Annotated in this window: 10 protein-coding genes and 2 pseudogenes; 8 read left to right on the forward strand and 4 right to left on the reverse strand. The window is 39.6% G+C overall.

The window, feature by feature from the left end; translation table 11 throughout:
* Window positions 1–878: 878 nt before the first annotated feature.
* The gene (locus LNM86_RS08940) at window positions 879–1,373 is read left to right on the forward strand and encodes a tRNA (cytidine(34)-2'-O)-methyltransferase (protein WP_241437404.1); all 495 of its coding nucleotides are present in this window, start codon (window positions 879–881) and stop codon (window positions 1,371–1,373) included.
* Window positions 1,374–1,784: 411 nt separating this feature from the next.
* On the opposite strand, the gene LNM86_RS08945 is transcribed toward LNM86_RS08940, so the two are convergent.
* Window positions 1,785–3,038: a CCA tRNA nucleotidyltransferase gene (locus LNM86_RS08945; protein ID WP_241437405.1), complete on the reverse strand. Its 1,254-nt coding sequence runs from the start codon at window positions 3,036–3,038 to the stop codon at window positions 1,785–1,787.
* Between the two features lie 259 nt (window positions 3,039–3,297).
* Between LNM86_RS08945 and LNM86_RS08950 the strand changes: the two genes are divergently transcribed.
* From LNM86_RS08950 to LNM86_RS08970, 5 genes are all read left to right on the forward strand, one after another.
* Entirely contained in the window at window positions 3,298–4,329 is a 1,032-nt protein-coding gene (locus LNM86_RS08950; RefSeq protein WP_241437406.1) for an AAA family ATPase, read from the forward strand.
* A gap of 1 nt (window position 4,330) precedes the next feature.
* A complete protein-coding gene (locus LNM86_RS08955) occupies window positions 4,331–5,242 on the forward strand; it encodes a DUF58 domain-containing protein (protein WP_241437407.1) in 912 nt (303 codons plus the stop codon).
* Window positions 5,239–8,046 (forward strand): DUF4159 domain-containing protein, encoded by a 2,808-nt coding sequence (locus LNM86_RS08960; RefSeq protein ID WP_241437408.1) that lies wholly within the window; start codon window positions 5,239–5,241, stop codon window positions 8,044–8,046. Before LNM86_RS08955 ends, LNM86_RS08960 begins: the two co-directional genes overlap by 4 nt.
* Window positions 8,043–10,139, forward strand: a complete 2,097-nt coding sequence (locus LNM86_RS08965; protein WP_241437409.1) for a hypothetical protein — start codon at window positions 8,043–8,045, stop codon at window positions 10,137–10,139. The genes LNM86_RS08960 and LNM86_RS08965 overlap by 4 nt, the downstream gene beginning before the upstream one ends.
* A gap of 277 nt (window positions 10,140–10,416) precedes the next feature.
* A complete protein-coding gene (locus tag LNM86_RS08970) occupies window positions 10,417–11,319 on the forward strand; it encodes a metallophosphoesterase family protein (RefSeq protein ID WP_241437410.1) in 903 nt (300 codons plus the stop codon).
* Between the two features lie 380 nt (window positions 11,320–11,699).
* Here LNM86_RS08970 and LNM86_RS12980 read toward each other — a convergent pair.
* From LNM86_RS12980 to LNM86_RS12985, 3 genes and pseudogenes are all read right to left on the reverse strand, one after another.
* A pseudogene (locus tag LNM86_RS12980) lies at window positions 11,700–11,901 on the reverse strand (integrase); the annotation flags it as partial.
* A gap of 262 nt (window positions 11,902–12,163) precedes the next feature.
* Window positions 12,164–13,072 (reverse strand): cation diffusion facilitator family transporter, encoded by a 909-nt coding sequence (locus LNM86_RS08975; RefSeq protein WP_241437411.1) that lies wholly within the window; start codon window positions 13,070–13,072, stop codon window positions 12,164–12,166.
* 284 nt (window positions 13,073–13,356) lie between these two features.
* Window positions 13,357–13,557 (reverse strand): annotated as a pseudogene (locus LNM86_RS12985) (hypothetical protein); the annotation flags it as partial.
* Between the two features lie 152 nt (window positions 13,558–13,709).
* Here LNM86_RS12985 and LNM86_RS08980 point away from each other — a divergent pair.
* The gene (locus LNM86_RS08980) at window positions 13,710–14,885 is read left to right on the forward strand and encodes a tyrosine-type recombinase/integrase (protein ID WP_241437412.1); all 1,176 of its coding nucleotides are present in this window, start codon (window positions 13,710–13,712) and stop codon (window positions 14,883–14,885) included.
* 210 nt (window positions 14,886–15,095) lie between these two features.
* A complete protein-coding gene (locus LNM86_RS08985; RefSeq protein ID WP_241437413.1) occupies window positions 15,096–15,296 on the forward strand; it encodes a helix-turn-helix transcriptional regulator in 201 nt (66 codons plus the stop codon).
* The last annotated feature ends 16 nt before the right edge of the window (window positions 15,297–15,312 follow it).

Here is a 15,312-nt window from a genome sequence, read left to right on the forward strand (position 1 = left end):
AAGATTTTTTTAACGAAAACAATATTTTAACCACCAAATTTATGAAACACAAAACTCTTGTTTCATAGGAAAAGATTGATACAGAGATTTTTATAACCAACCTCTATAAAAAAGATTTAAATTTTACATTGAATTCTCTTTAGAACTCCATCAAAATTATAAGTTCTGGCGCTATAAATACTGATAAAAAGTGACAAATACCCATTCTAAACCGCGGTGCCACCACTTGTTATTTTTATGACCAAGCAACCTTACAATACAACGCATTGATTTATAATAACTTATCATTATGTATATTGAATGATCCCCCGAAGACCATAATCTTCTCTCATCTGAAATACTCTCATTTTGCATCAATTAAAATTATTTATTTGCACGTCATAAACGGGAATTGGCGTGTGGATAAAAAACATTGAGAAAGGCATAAAATGCCTCTTATGAATCGTCTAAATACCAAGGACTGTGATAACATGGAGGGCTGACAAAGAGTATGATGGAGCCGACTTGCACCTTCTAAACGTAAAGACAGCGGTGCACAATGGCTTTATTACTATACCATTCACAATCACATACCATTTACGGGCACGAATATGCATCTCTCATATGCAATAAAACTTCGCAAATAAAGTCATCCTCTTCTGAAGAAAATATGTTTTTGTACTATTTACATTCGTATTAAAACGCATTGGTGATTGTTGTTTTCTTTGATTACATTCCACGTATCCCATAATAAACTTAGAGACAGAGCTTTCTCTAAAATACAGAATAAATGGCAATAAAATACAAAGATAAAGATTCTGCGCTTTTCAATGATATTCTTTGCATAAATCAAGAGAACTTCTTTACAAACATGAAGAAAAAGACATACTATAGAGCATATGACACTCCATATTGCGCTTTTTCAACCGGATATCGCTGGTAATACTGGAACAATTTTGCGTCTTAGCGCCTGTTTTGGTTTACATGTACACATTATTGAGCCAGCAGGTTTTAATCTGTCAGATCGCAATCTTAAGCGTGCAGGATTAGATTATCTCGAATATGCTTCGCTAGAGCGACATATGGATTGGCAACATTTCATGCATTCCATGAAACATTTTAATCGTCGTCTTTTGCTTTTAAGCACAAAAGCACAAACATGCTATACGCAAATAGGCTATCAGAAAAATGATGTTTTACTTTTTGGTCGTGAATCAGCCGGCGTTCCCGATTATGTTCATGAAGCTGTTGATTGTGCATTAAAAATTCCTATGCAATCCCATGCACGCTCGTTAAATCTAGCAATGAGTGTAGCAATCACAACAGGAGAAGCACTTCGTCAAATTGGCTTTCCTGAAAAAGAGAAGCTTTATAAAAAACCACGAAGAAATTAAATCTTGATAAAAATGCAAACACCTTGCCCATGAAAACAGTTTTTAAAAGAAAGCTTTTAAGACTACAACAAATTGATTTATAAAGATAATTTACTGTTTTACCTGTTGAATGAGACGCCCGAATATTGTAAGATTCTCTTAATTCAAATCCCCTTATGTTGAATCAAGTGAAATGATGTTTCTGCACATCATAAGCAGGGTTTGTGTGTGGGGTGAAAACCGTTTAGAAAGGAGCAAAAATGCCTTTAATGAATCGTCTCAATAACAAGGGCTGTTGCAACATTGGGGGCTGGCAAAGAGTATGATGGTACCGACTTATTACTTCATCACACTATGATGACCCTCAGCAATCATAATGCTATAAGCAATTTGCTCTATGAAAATAACAAAGATTCTTTATAAAGAACTGTATTACGAATGAATTTTTTCTAACAATGCATTACGATCCATTGAAAATCCACTTTCAATCCATAGCATCTCGAGCTCTTTGAGCTTTTCTCCTAACAAAACCCCTTTAGAGAAACCTTTTTTCATCAAATCCTTGCCATTAACAGGAAAAGTAGGAATTTGCCATTTTTGAGCAAGCTGATAAAGCCGCATATACCTTTCTACTTTCTGCGCAGCCTCATCTTCTTGCAGGGCGGCAAAATGTGCTGCAGCCACACACAAGGACAATTGATCTACAACCGGCTGACGGCCATGAAAATAAATCATTTTTTGCACAAAAGCGTCTGAATAGTTTTGGCTCGTCATTTTTAACTCTGCCCATTGTTTTAATCGCGTTGTTTCCTTATTAGAAAGACGCAAACGTTGTGCCATTTCATGAAGACGGATAGGATCAGGAGGAAGAAGGCTTTCCAGCCGTAACAACGGGTCAATGTTCCAACCAAAAGCCTGTTCTGCTTTTACCAATGCGTGGATTGCATCAATACCCCATTTTTCTGTTTCAGGAAAAACGCATGTCAAAACACCACTTTGACGCATCCATAAAAGAGCACGTGTTGGATCTGAAGCAGCAAGAAGTTTTTTCATCTCTCCCCAAATGCGCTCAGAGGACAGTTTTTGCAAACCATCTTTTAAACCAACACATGCTTTCAACCCCTGTACATCAGGTCGCCCAGCTCCATACCAAGCAAAAAAGCGAAAAAACCGCAAAATACGCAAATAATCTTCACGAATACGATTTTCTGCAATGCCGATAAAACGAACTGTCCGGCTAGCAATATCATTCAAACCGCCGACATCATCATAAAGGTGGCCTTCGGCATCACAATAAAGCGCATTAATCGTAAAATCGCGCCGTCTAGCATCTTTTTTCCAATCGCGACCAAACGCTACTTTTGCATGGCGACCATCCGTTTCAATATCAGAGCGAAGCGTTGTTATCTCATAACAACATGACGGAGAAACCACCGTTACTGTGCCAAATGCAATTCCTGTAGGAATGGCTTTAAATCCTGCTTCTTCTACACGCATAATAACCTGCTGTGGCAAACAAGTTGTCGCAATATCAATATCGCTAATAGGCTGCCCTAACAGCTGATTACGCACCGCTCCCCCTACAATACGGGCTTCTTCACCCCCAACAGACAAAACACGAAGAAGTGTTTGGATATCACTATGCTGTAACCATTTTACATGTTTGAAGTTTTGTCTTATGCCCACCCTCGAATCCTTCAAAAAAATTGCTCTCGTTGCCTTAAACAGATATTATACGAGAATGATATCTCCAATACATCCCCTTACACAACACTCTTATTTGCTTCAATCCTGCGTGTTTCAAAGAGAGCGCTGTGGGTATACAAATATTAAAAAATAACATATTATCCTTCTTTTCTTCTCATTTTCTGCTACAAATCATAAAATATTCATTACCATGCAGAGAAAATTATCGATTTTGCGACAAACGCCTTAAGGAAAAAATATGAGTCAACGTGATACATCATCCAATTCTCTTAAAAAAGCCAATATCAATAATGAAGCCCAAATGATCATTGATGATATTGACGCAGCACACAAAGAATTGAATGTCCTACAACAAGAAATTGACAAAGTTATTTTTGGACAAAGTCACGTAATTGAATATGCTTTAATCGCTATTTTTTCTGGCGGGCATGCCCTTCTTGTTGGCGCACCAGGACTTGCTAAAACACGCCTTGTTGAAACTTTGGGAACAGTATTGGGACTTGATGAAAAACGCATTCAATTTACGCCCGATTTAATGCCATCAGACATTATCGGTTCTGAAATTATGGATTTAGATAAAAATGGTAAACGTTCTTTCCGCTACGTCCAAGGCCCCATTTTCACTCAACTTCTTATGGCAGATGAAATCAACCGCGCTTCTCCACGCACACAATCGGCTCTTTTACAAGCCATGCAGGAATATCATGTTACCGTAGCTGGTACTCGCTATGATTTACCACAACCTTTTCATGTGCTTGCAACGCAAAATCCTCTTGAACAAGAAGGAACCTACCCACTTCCTGAAGCACAACTGGATCGCTTCTTGATGCAAATTGATATTGACTATCCTGATCTAACCACAGAGCGGCGTATTATTTTAGAAACAACCAGAGAAAAAAAGCAAAAGACAAAACCGATCTTATCAACCCAAAAATTACAAAAAATTCAAAAGACTGTTCGTAAAATGCCCCTCTCAGAAAATGTCGTAGAAGCCATTTTAAAAATTGTCCGTTTGGCCCGCCCTCATAAAGACAACACTCTTGCCAATACTTATATTGCTTGGGGTCCTGGTCCTCGCGCATCGCAAGCACTTTCACTTTGTGTCCGTGCCCGTGCACTTTATTATGGTCGTTTAGCGCCCTCCCTTGATGATGTTGAAGCATTAGCTTATCCGGTCTTACAACATCGCATGGCACTCAATTTTTCCGCACATGCTGAAAATATAACCGTAAAAGATATTATTAATACTCTCATGAAAGACGCTCTTTGAAATGGCTATTGGCAAAAAAGTTGCTCCAGAGCCTCCAATATCACTGACGGAAAAACTACAGGAAGATGCAACAAAAATGCCACATCTTCTTTTACAAGCTCGTAAGATCGCCAATACACTTCTTACTGGATGGCATGGACAACGTAAACGGGGGAACGGGGAAAATTTTTGGCAATTTCGCCCCTATATGGAAGGGGAATCCATTACCCGCATTGACTGGCGTCGTTCAGCACGTGATGAACATACCTACCTCCGTGAACAAGAATGGCAAATGACACAAACAGTTTGGCTATGGCCTGATCAAAGCGAATCTATGCATTATTGTTCGCGTTTTTCCAAAATCTCCAAGAGTGATTATGCCATCATTCTAACCCTCGCATTAGCATCACTTTTGGCACGCAGTGGCGAACATATTGCTATCCCGACTTTAATGCCTCCTACAATGGCAACCAATGTCATAGAACGCATAGCTCTCGCTCTAACAAATTATCAAAGTGACAATCCATTTCCAAACTTTTCAACGGTTACGCGTTTTTCACACGCCATTATCATAAGCGATTTTCTTGATCATCCTGAAAAGATTATCCGCGATTTAACCCTTTTATCGACAAAACAGGTTACTGCTCATTTAATTGAAATTGCTGATCCTGCAGAAGAAACCTTTCCCTACAAAGGTCATACAGAGTTTTTTGATCCCGAAACAAAAGAAAAGCATATTTTGGGAAAAGCAGAAGATCTTCGTGAAAACTATTGCCAACTCTACCAAGCAAGGAGACAACAATTAACAAACTTTTGCGCACGCCAAGGATGGACCTATCACGTGAGTAAAACAAACCAATCTTTGACCCAAACCATTTTGCATCTTGCAAACAAAATTGGGCATGCTCCATCTCACTCTAGGAGGTTGCCTTGAGTTTTGCTTCCCCCCTGCTTTTACTAGGACTTCTGTCTTTACCAATCGTTTGGTGGTTGTTGCGCATAACACCGCCCCCCCCGCATAAAGAACTTTTTCCTCCTTTGCGTTTTCTTCCAAAACCAACGCATCAACAGGAAACGGCAAACCATACACCTTGGTGGTTACTGTTATTACGTTTAACCATAGCAGCACTCATTATTATCGCTTTGGCGCAACCTATTTGGAATCAAAAACCCATTATCCTTTCCGGCTCTCAACCCCTAGCACTTATTATCGATAATGGATGGGCATCTATAAGAGAATGGAAAAAACGTATTTCTGTTGCTGAAACCCTCCTTGCACAAGCAGAAAAACAGCAAAAAAATATCTATTTTCTTGCAACAGCCGAAAGTGATACCGCCAATAGAGGTCCTCTTCCGGCAAAAGTCATCAAACAACAATTAATGCATTTGCAACCCCAACCATGGCCGGTCAATCGTATACATGCCCTAAAAAAGCTGATTGAAATAAACAAAGGGAAACCTCTCGATATTGCTTACTTAAGTGATGGTTTACAAACAGAAGAAGATGATCAAACTTTCACTCTTATTGAACAACTCAAACCCAAAACATTCCTATGGTACTCATCTGATATTTCTGATTTAACCGGCATAACAGCTATAGAAAATAACAATGGCGATATGGCCGTACGCGTTATCCGTTCAACACCCCATGGTAAAACTCCCGTCACCTTGAACCTTTATGATGCAAACAATCAACTCCTTAGTCGCTTTACGACCAATTTCCTTGAGGGAGAAACAACAACGCTCGTACCTTTTCATGTTCCCCTTGAACTACGCAATGACATTGCTTGGATAAAAATGAGCAATCAAACCCATGCTGCTGCAACCTTCTTAGTAGACAGCCATAACAGGGCAAGCCGTGTTGCTCTTCTCTCACCAAACACGCGTGAAATGGTACAACCTTTGCTCTCTCCATTTTACTATATTATCAAAGCATTACAAGGTCATACACAGCTTATAACAGCCGATGGAAGAGAGCTTTCGACCGATCTTGATCACTTACTCAAACAAAATCCTTCTGTTTTCATCATGGGTGACATTGTCAACATGTCAGAAGAAGCTGAAAACAAACTCTCTGACTTTGTCAATAAAGGAGGAACACTCATCCGCTTTGCGGGAGAAAAGCTGAGTACTGCAGAACATTACGATAGTCTGCTTCCGGTGCCGCTTCGTCATGGCAAGCGTTCACTTGGGAGTATTATGTCTTGGACGAAACCACAAAAACTTGCGCCATTTGCAAAAAATAGCTTATTCTTTGATCTTCCTTTTCCAGAAGATGTCACTGTCTCACGCCAAATCCTAGCAGAACCAAGCCCAGATCTTTTTGAAAAAACATGGCTTAGTCTTTCTGATGGAACTCCCCTTATTACAGCGTCTAAACGTGGCAAAGGAACACTCATTCTGATTCACATTGCGCCAGATCCCACATGGTCAAATCTTCCTCTTTCTGGCTTTTTTGCGCAAATGTTGCAAAAATTGATCACCTTGAGCGCCTATAAAGAGACAAATTTAACACCCATCAAAGAACAAACAACAATACAAAAGCCTTGGCGAACAATGACCGCTGATGGACAATTACAAATGCCTCCCCCTTATGTTGCCTCACTGGTCCTTGAGAACCAAAATCCACCCTCTCCCTCCTCTCTCACTCCTCCTGGACTTTATGGTGTAAAAAACAATTTTTATGCCCTCAATCTCTTAAACCCTTCATCATATTTGAAGAAACAATCATCGTTACCATCCTTCTTAAAAGAAAACCCTCTCTCTTACGAGACAAAAGAACAACACCTTATTGGTCCACTGTTAGGATTAGCCGTCTTATTATTTGCCTTTGATAATTTTCTTATGTTATGGAGAGGAAGCACTTTTTCTTTTAACCGGCGGCGTAATGTACTGCTTCTCTTACCCCTTGTAATAAGTTTTATTGCCTTTTTTCTCTATAATACAATAGTGCATGCACAAGAGACAGAAAATAACGATGAAACAATAATACAAGCAGCAGGTGCGACGCATCTTGCTTACGTTGTGACACATAACCATGAAATTGATACAACAAGCAAAAATGGTCTAGAAGCACTGAGCCAATTTATCGCAGAACGGACAATGCTCTCACCAAGTTCTGTGATAGCTCTTGATCTCGATAAAGATGAACTCGCCTTCTATCCTCTAATCTATTGGCCCATTGATGCGAATAGTCCTTTACCAACACAAAAGAGCCTCGAAAAAATCAATAACTTTATGAAACACGGAGGCACAATTCTCTTTGACACGCGTGATCAAATAAACGCCAGCCTTAATCTTGAAGGAGAAGCGACCCCAGCAACACAAAGATTACGAACCATCTTAAAAGGATTAAATATCCCCGCTATTGAACCCGCTTCAACAGATCATGTAATTGCGCGTTCTTTTTATATTATGCCAGATTTTCCCGGTCTCTACCGTGGTTCACCTTTGTGGGTTGAATCATCATCAACCAATAAAAAAGGAAACAATTCTCCAAGCTTTGGTGATAATGTAAGTGCTCTCCTGATTACCGGCAATAACTTTGCTGGTGCTTGGGCACTCGATGAAAAAGGCATGTGGAAATACCCTCTTATTCCCAATGATCCAATGCAACGCCTCTGGGCATTTCGTGCAGGATTAAATATAGTTATCTACGTCCTTACAGGGAACTATAAAGCTGACCAAGTTCATGTTCCAGCACTTTTAGAACGCTTTAAGCGAGAAAGAAAGCAATGATACCATTCTTTACTTTTCAGTCTTTCTTGCCTCTTTCTTGGATTCTCTTCTTAGGAGGAATATCGGCTTGTTTTGTCATGATTGGTCTTATTACACAACGTAAAGGCTCTCTGTTACGCCTTATGGCATTGGTATCTCTCATCCTTGCTTTGCTTAATCCAATGATTGTAAAAGAGCAGCGTGAACCCCTTAAAAGTACGGTAGGCATTGTCATTGATCGCAGCAAAAGCCAAACATTTGGCACACGTACCAATGAGAGTGATGAAGCACGTGCGCAATTAATCAATGCCCTGAAACATTATCCACAATTTGAACCACGCTTTATTGAAGCAGGAAAACTTGCTGATAATCAATATGCAGCCTCAACAAATTTGTTTCATGCTTTAACACAAGCGACATCTGATATCCCCCCCTCTCGTTATGCAGGGACAATTTTTATCACCGACGGACAAGTGCACGATATCCCTCCCATTGCCGATCTTCACTCTACAGCACCTATCAACGCTCTGATAACAGGAAGATCAGAAGAGTTTGATCGGCAAATCAAAATTATTTCTCCCCCTCGTTTTGCTCTTATTAACAAACCACAGATGCTTTCTATATTGGTAGAAGATAAAGGACACAGCCAAGATACTCTACCAAAGCAAGCAAATATTATTGTAAGCATCAATGGACAAGAAGTTGGTCACTATTCTGTAACCCCTGGTATCATTTTTCAAACTGAAATCACCCTTCCTCACGCTGAAAAAAATATTATTCAAGTCTCCACCGATACGCACAAAGGCGAATTAAGCTTTGAAAACAACCGTTCTATAGCTATTATTGAAGGCATCAGAGAAAGTTTGCATGTCCTTCTTATTTCAGGTGCGCCTTACAATGGGGAACGGACATGGCGCGATCTTCTGAAAGGTGACTCTAACATAGATCTTGTTCATTTTACTATTTTGCGTCCTCCCAACAAAGCCGATAATACGCCATCAAGCCAATTATCACTTGTGGTCTTTCCCACAAAAAAGCTGTTTGTTGAAGAGATTGATAGTTTTGATCTCGTCATCCTTGATGGCTATCAACATTCTGCTGTTCTGCCATTAATCTATTATGATTATATTGCTCAGTATGTACAAAAGGGTGGTGCGTTGCTGATCGTAACAGGGCCTGAATTTACTAAAGAAAATTCGCTTGCAAAGACACCTTTAATAAGCGTTCTTCCAGCATTGCCCAATGGCACTATCCTTCAAAAACCTTTTCGTCCTACATTAACCAAACAAGGCGAACGTCATCCTGTGACCAGAGATCTTGCAACCTCTACCACTCCAGCCTCGCAATGGGGACGCTGGCTACGACAAATTGCCATTCAAAATATGCACAAAGGCAAGGTTCTCATGAAAGGAGCTGATGACCAACCACTTTTGCTTCTTTCCCATGTTGGCAAAGGACGTGTGGGCATGCTGCTTTCCGATGAAAGTTGGCTTTGGGCAAGAGGTTTTGAGGGTGGAGGTCCTTATGCTGCTCTTTATCGCCGCATTGCTCATTGGCTTATGAAAGAACCCGAACTTGAAGAGGAAAAGTTAAGCGCTACCAGCAACCATTATCGTTTAACCGTTCGTCGCCAAACACTCAAAGATCATCCAGAACCAGCGGAAATCACTTTTCCTTCTGGAAAGAGAGAGAATATCACCCTTACAAAAGAGCAAGAAGGTGTCTTTACAGCCGCGATTGATACCGATGAAACAGGGATTTTTACGATCAAAAATGATGATTTAACAGCCTTTTCTGCTGTAGGAATGCTTGATAATCTCGAACTGTTTGACCTAATTTCAACAAAAGAAAAACTAGCTCCCATCAGTCAACATACCGGAGGTTATACCGTGCGTTTACACGACAAAGAAAAACAAGCTATTCATCTTCCTCCCTTCAAACTGATTCAATCACAAAAAGACCGCGCACCTTCTCGTACCCCTTCAATTGTTTTGAAAGAAGCAACAGAAACCCGTTTAATAAATTCTTTCTATTTTCCGATCTTTTCTGGTTTCTTTGCACTGCTTGCATGTCTTTTACTATTGAACAGTCTGTGGTATCGTGAAAGCCGTTAAAAAACTCAAAGATTATAGGACGCTTTTACAAGACAGCACACGATACGCAACATACCCCCCAATAAAATAAAGAATAATATGATGGGGTATGCTGTCTTGTTTTATTTAAAACCAATAAGTATAAATTTCCTAAAAACTTTTCTTACCTTTTCGGCAAATTGTCTTTTTATTTTATAATCTTCTCTTCTCTCAAAAAAATGAACGCGCTTTAGCTGAGGAAGTTCTTATAATGGCAACTCTTATACTCTTTTGTATTGCCTAAATCGTTTTCCGCGCTATGCTAACGCCTATGTTTTATCTCGCTCATATATCGGATGTGCATCTTTCCCCCCTACCACAACCTTCCCTATTTGAACTTTGTGGAAAGCGTCTTACTGGCTATCTCAATTGGCAAAAAAAACGCAAACACAAAATGGCAACCGATGTTTTAGAAACTTTAATGGATGCCTTAAAAAAAACAAATCCTGATCATCTTGTCATTTCTGGTGATCTTGTTAATCTTGCTCTCGATAAAGAATTTGAACAAGCACACACTTGGTTGCTTAACCAAGGGCAGCCTCAAGATATTTCTTTAACATTTGGCAATCATGACGCCTACGTTCGTGGTGCATTGCAAAAAGCCTGTACTCTCTTTCAACCTTGGATTACAGGTGATTTCCCTCAAAATCCTGCCCTGCCCTTTCCTTATATGCGCATTCGCAAGAATGTTGCCATTATAGGAACTTCCTCAGCTATTGCGACACCACCTTTTCAAGCTTTTGGTTATTTTGGCAAAAGACAAGCGCAAGCTTTATCACAACTTTTAAATGAAGCTGCAACACGCAATCTTTTTCGTGTTGTCATGATACATCATCCCCCCTTTCACCATGCAACCTCTTGGCATAAAAAATTATGGGGTATCAATCGTTTTCTAGACGTTATCAAACACCATGGTTGTGAACTTGTTCTTCACGGCCATACCCATCTCCCCACATTGCACACTATTACAGGAACAATGGGAACAATTCCTATTGTTGGTGTTACTTCCGCATCACAAGCTTTTGGTAATAAAAAGCCACCAGCAGGCTTCAATTTATTTGCCATTGAAAGCTTTCACCATCGATGGCGCTGCCAATTGCAACGTTATCGCCTTATCAATCAAAACAATGAAATAGCCTGTACAGAAACAATTGATCTTTAAACACGTGCTAACAACAACCTCAAAGCTGCAAAAACAGCAAAAAATGAAAATCTCTTTATTTCATATCCCTTTAAAGAATAGCTTAGTTTCCGCTTTATACTAAGGAAATAAAAATTCTTAAGACCAATCTAATAACAAGTTTATTTCTCTTGAGATCATATTCCACCCATCAGTCCAGCCCCCCTCATCATTGTCCCAGCCCCCCTCAGTCAATATGATTCATATCACAAATCCGCTGAAAAAATCCGTATCAAAAATATTCCGTTGAACTTCACTTTTCTATGCTTAATTGATGAAAAAAATAAAAATCAGATGGAAACAACCATTGTATTTATGGGGTCATACCCCTCACGAAGAACAAAACGCCATTGAGTTTCTCATTCACACGCTTGCTTTAAAGAAGCATCTCTTAAAGAGCACCCAAACCCATTTCACGCCGCCCATGGATGATATATAGGGATGATATATCGATAAATCCACTGAGCACCACCATCTTTACGTTTGTGCAGTAATAAACCGGCACTATCATACTATTTACCAACCTCCAATGTTGCGGCAACCCTTGGTATTTAAACAATTCATAAAAGATATTTTTACTCCTTTCTTTTCTATTTTTTATCCACACAATAATCCCACTTGTGGCGTGCAAGGGGATGATTTTGATTGCTTCAACATAAGCACGTTTGAAATAAGAGAATCTCAGGATATTCGAAACTCTCATTCAACATGCAAAACGATAAATTATTTTCATAAATCAATATGTTGTATTTTATAGGATGCGTGTACTCTGTATTATCATCCAAAAATACAATGCTTTACACTATCAAACAATTGAGAAAAATTTTTATATAAAAGGAACAACCGTTGTACCGAGAGGCAACTTCGCCTCCTCTTCAGGCTCGACATGAATAGAAACACGCACATTATCAAATTCTTTTTGCAGAACATCTTCAATTTTATCGCAAATCTGATGTGCCTCTCCGACCGACATTGCGGCTGGTACAACCAAATGAAACTCTATAAAAGTCACTCTACCAGCAACACGTGTAAGCAAATCATGGACTTCAAGTGCACCCTGTGCATTTGCAGAAATAAGCTCACGAATCCGCATCGTTTCATTCAATTCAACTCCAACATCCATAAGCCCTTGAACGGCACTGTTAATCACCTTCCAGCCCTGCAAAAGAATATTAATGGCAATAATGATTGCTAAAATCGGATCCAAGATATTCCATCCCCCCATAAAACCAGCAATCAAACCAACTAAAATGGCAAAAGAGGTAAAAACATCTGTTATGAAATGCACTCCATCGGCTTTAAGAGCTGGTGAACGGTGAATTTTTCCCTGCCGAATCAGCACAAATCCCCAAAGGGAATTTATGACACTCGCGCTAAGATGCATAACGATCCATATTCCAGGTTTTTGCAACAATTTAACGGTCGAAAGAGCAATCCATGCTTCCCTTAAAATAATCATTGCCGCAATAATGATCAGGATTCCTTCAAGAATCGCAGAAAAATATTCGGCTTTATGATGCCCAAAAGGATGATCATGATCCGCCGGCTTCAGACTGACTTTAACAGCCCACCACGCAGCCAATGCAGCAAGGATATTGACAATCGATTCCAATGCATCTGAATAAAGTGCAACCGAATCAGTAATGTAATATGCCCAATATTTTAAAGCAAAAACGATACATGCAACAAAAATAGAGTATAAAGTTAAGCTTTGTATATTAATTTTTACAGCCATATCTACACCCTTGGTCTCCATCCAATAAGGAATAATACTCTCACCCATATATCCTATGATATTTTTGACATACCACCAATCTTTCTTCAATATCACAGAAATACCACAATATATGGCACAACCCGCACCCCCACCATTGTTATTGCAATAACTGTCCAGCTATACGATATAGATGACAAATAAAATAATGCCGGTATAACGCAAACAAGAAAAACAAATCTTTAAGAAAAATCAAATGCATATCCCTCATCATCAATAATTTTTTTGAATAGGATAACGATACGACGTTTCTCAATGGAATCACGCCCCTCACGAAGAACAAAACGCCATCGGGTTGTTAATTCACACGCTTATTTGAAAGAAACATCTCTTAAAACCCCCAAACCCACTTTACGCCGCTGCCCGTGAAGGGTACAGTGATAAATCCACTGAGCACCACCATCTTTACGCTTACGAAGGTATACAACGTATTGATTTATAAAGATAAATCATCCTTTTTCAACTTGTATCATACCCCCGAATATTGTAAGATTCTCTCATTTCAAATCATTTCATTTTGTATCAATTAAAGTCACTTACTTGCACATCATAAGCGGGGTTATCGTGTGGGTAGAAAACCGTTTAGAAAGGAGCAAAAATGCCTTTAATGAATCGTCTTAATGCAAGGGCTGTCGCAACATTGGGAGCTGGCAAATATAATGATGGTGCCGGCTTGCTACTTCACAAGCGTAAAGATGGTGGTGCTCAATGGCTTTTACGCTATACCATCCACGGACGCCGTCGTGAAATGGGATTGGGGGCTTTAAGAGATGTCTCTTTAAAACAAGCCCGTGAATGTGCAACCCAATGGCGTTCTGTTTTACGTGAGGGTCGTGACCCCATTAAAGAACGTGAGAAACAAAAGCGTGAGGCAATGCGTAATCTGCATTATCTCAAAGATATCGCTTTGGATGCTTTTGAAAGCCGTAAAGCTGAATTAAAAGGAGATGGTAAAAATGGAGATTGGTTTTCACCTTTAAAACTTCATATTCTCCCTAAATTAGGCTGTATGCCGGTTTCAGAGATTACACAAACTGATATACGCAATACACTTGCTCCCATCTGGCATACAAAAGCTGGGACAGCTAATACAGCACTGATGCGTCTCAATCTTTGTTTTAAACATGCCGCTGCATTAGGTTTGGATGTTGATTTACAGGCTACAGCAAAAGCAAAAGCTTTGCTGGGGAAACAACGCCATAAAACGCAAAATAGACCTGCAATGGATTGGAAAGATATACCGGCTTTTTATAAAACGCTTTGCCAAACAACAACCCTAACACAACTGGCTTTACGTTTGCTTATCCTTACAGGGGTTCGTACCTATCCTTTGCGCCATATTCGTGAAGATCAGATTAAAGATGATATCTGGACCATCCCTGCTGAAAATATGAAAGGAAGGCGTGATACTACAACAGAGTTTCGCGTGCCTTTATCATCAGAGGCATTGGAAATTTTAAAACAAGCGCGTTTGCTTTCTCGTAATGGGTTCCTTTTTTCTGCAACAGGTCGAGGTTCCCTTGCTGATACTTGTATGTCACAATATATGAAAAAAATTGGACTTGAAGCCTGCCCGCATGGTTTTCGGTCTAGTTTACGCGATTGGCTAGCAGAAACAACTGATGCCCCTTTTGAGGTAGCAGAAACCATTCTAGGTCATACGGTCGGGGGTAAAGTAGAGCGTGCTTACCGTCGTACTGATTATTTAGAACAGCGCCGTGTTTATATGGATAAATGGGCGGCTTATGTCACGGGGCAAAATCATAAAAGTTAAGAATAACTCTATGTCTTTGCCTTTATTATATCCATAATGAATAATAGCAACCACAAATTATTGCTTATTATGAAGACCACAACCACAACATATTGTTTTTTATGCAAGAAACGTATGTTTTTGCTGGTAATGTTTGATACAAAATGCTATTTATATACGGTCATTAAATAGTGATTCGGTCACTTGAATGTTTAAATAAATGGGGATTCCATGAATACAAATAAAGGACTTCTCACAACTCGTGAGAGTGCAAAACTGCTTGGTATAAGCGTTACAACACTTTGGCGGCGTGTTGCTGATGGAACGGTACCAAAACCTCTAAAAATTGGTGCCTTATCCCGTTGGTTAGCATCAGACCTTCATGATGTAATCGAGAAGGCTAAAAACCAACGTAGCAACAACGCCGCTTAAAGAAAAACTTTGCCTT

The organism is Bartonella machadoae (assembly GCF_022559585.1).
In the GTDB taxonomy this organism is placed as follows: Bacteria; Pseudomonadota; Alphaproteobacteria; order Rhizobiales; family Rhizobiaceae; genus Bartonella; species Bartonella machadoae.

Coding starts and splice junctions, on each gene's coding strand:
- LNM86_RS08940 (WP_241437404.1), top strand. CDS start 879: ATGACACTCCATATTGCGCTTTTTCAACCGGATATCGCTGGTAATACT.
- LNM86_RS08950 (WP_241437406.1), top strand. CDS start 3,298: ATGAGTCAACGTGATACATCATCCAATTCTCTTAAAAAAGCCAATATC.
- LNM86_RS08955 (WP_241437407.1), top strand. CDS start 4,331: ATGGCTATTGGCAAAAAAGTTGCTCCAGAGCCTCCAATATCACTGACG.
- LNM86_RS08965 (WP_241437409.1), top strand. CDS start 8,043: ATGATACCATTCTTTACTTTTCAGTCTTTCTTGCCTCTTTCTTGGATT.
- LNM86_RS08970 (WP_241437410.1), top strand. CDS start 10,417: ATGCTAACGCCTATGTTTTATCTCGCTCATATATCGGATGTGCATCTT.
- LNM86_RS08975 (WP_241437411.1), bottom strand. CDS start 13,072: ATGGCTGTAAAAATTAATATACAAAGCTTAACTTTATACTCTATTTTT.
- LNM86_RS08980 (WP_241437412.1), top strand. CDS start 13,710: ATGCCTTTAATGAATCGTCTTAATGCAAGGGCTGTCGCAACATTGGGA.
- LNM86_RS08985 (WP_241437413.1), top strand. CDS start 15,096: ATGAATACAAATAAAGGACTTCTCACAACTCGTGAGAGTGCAAAACTG.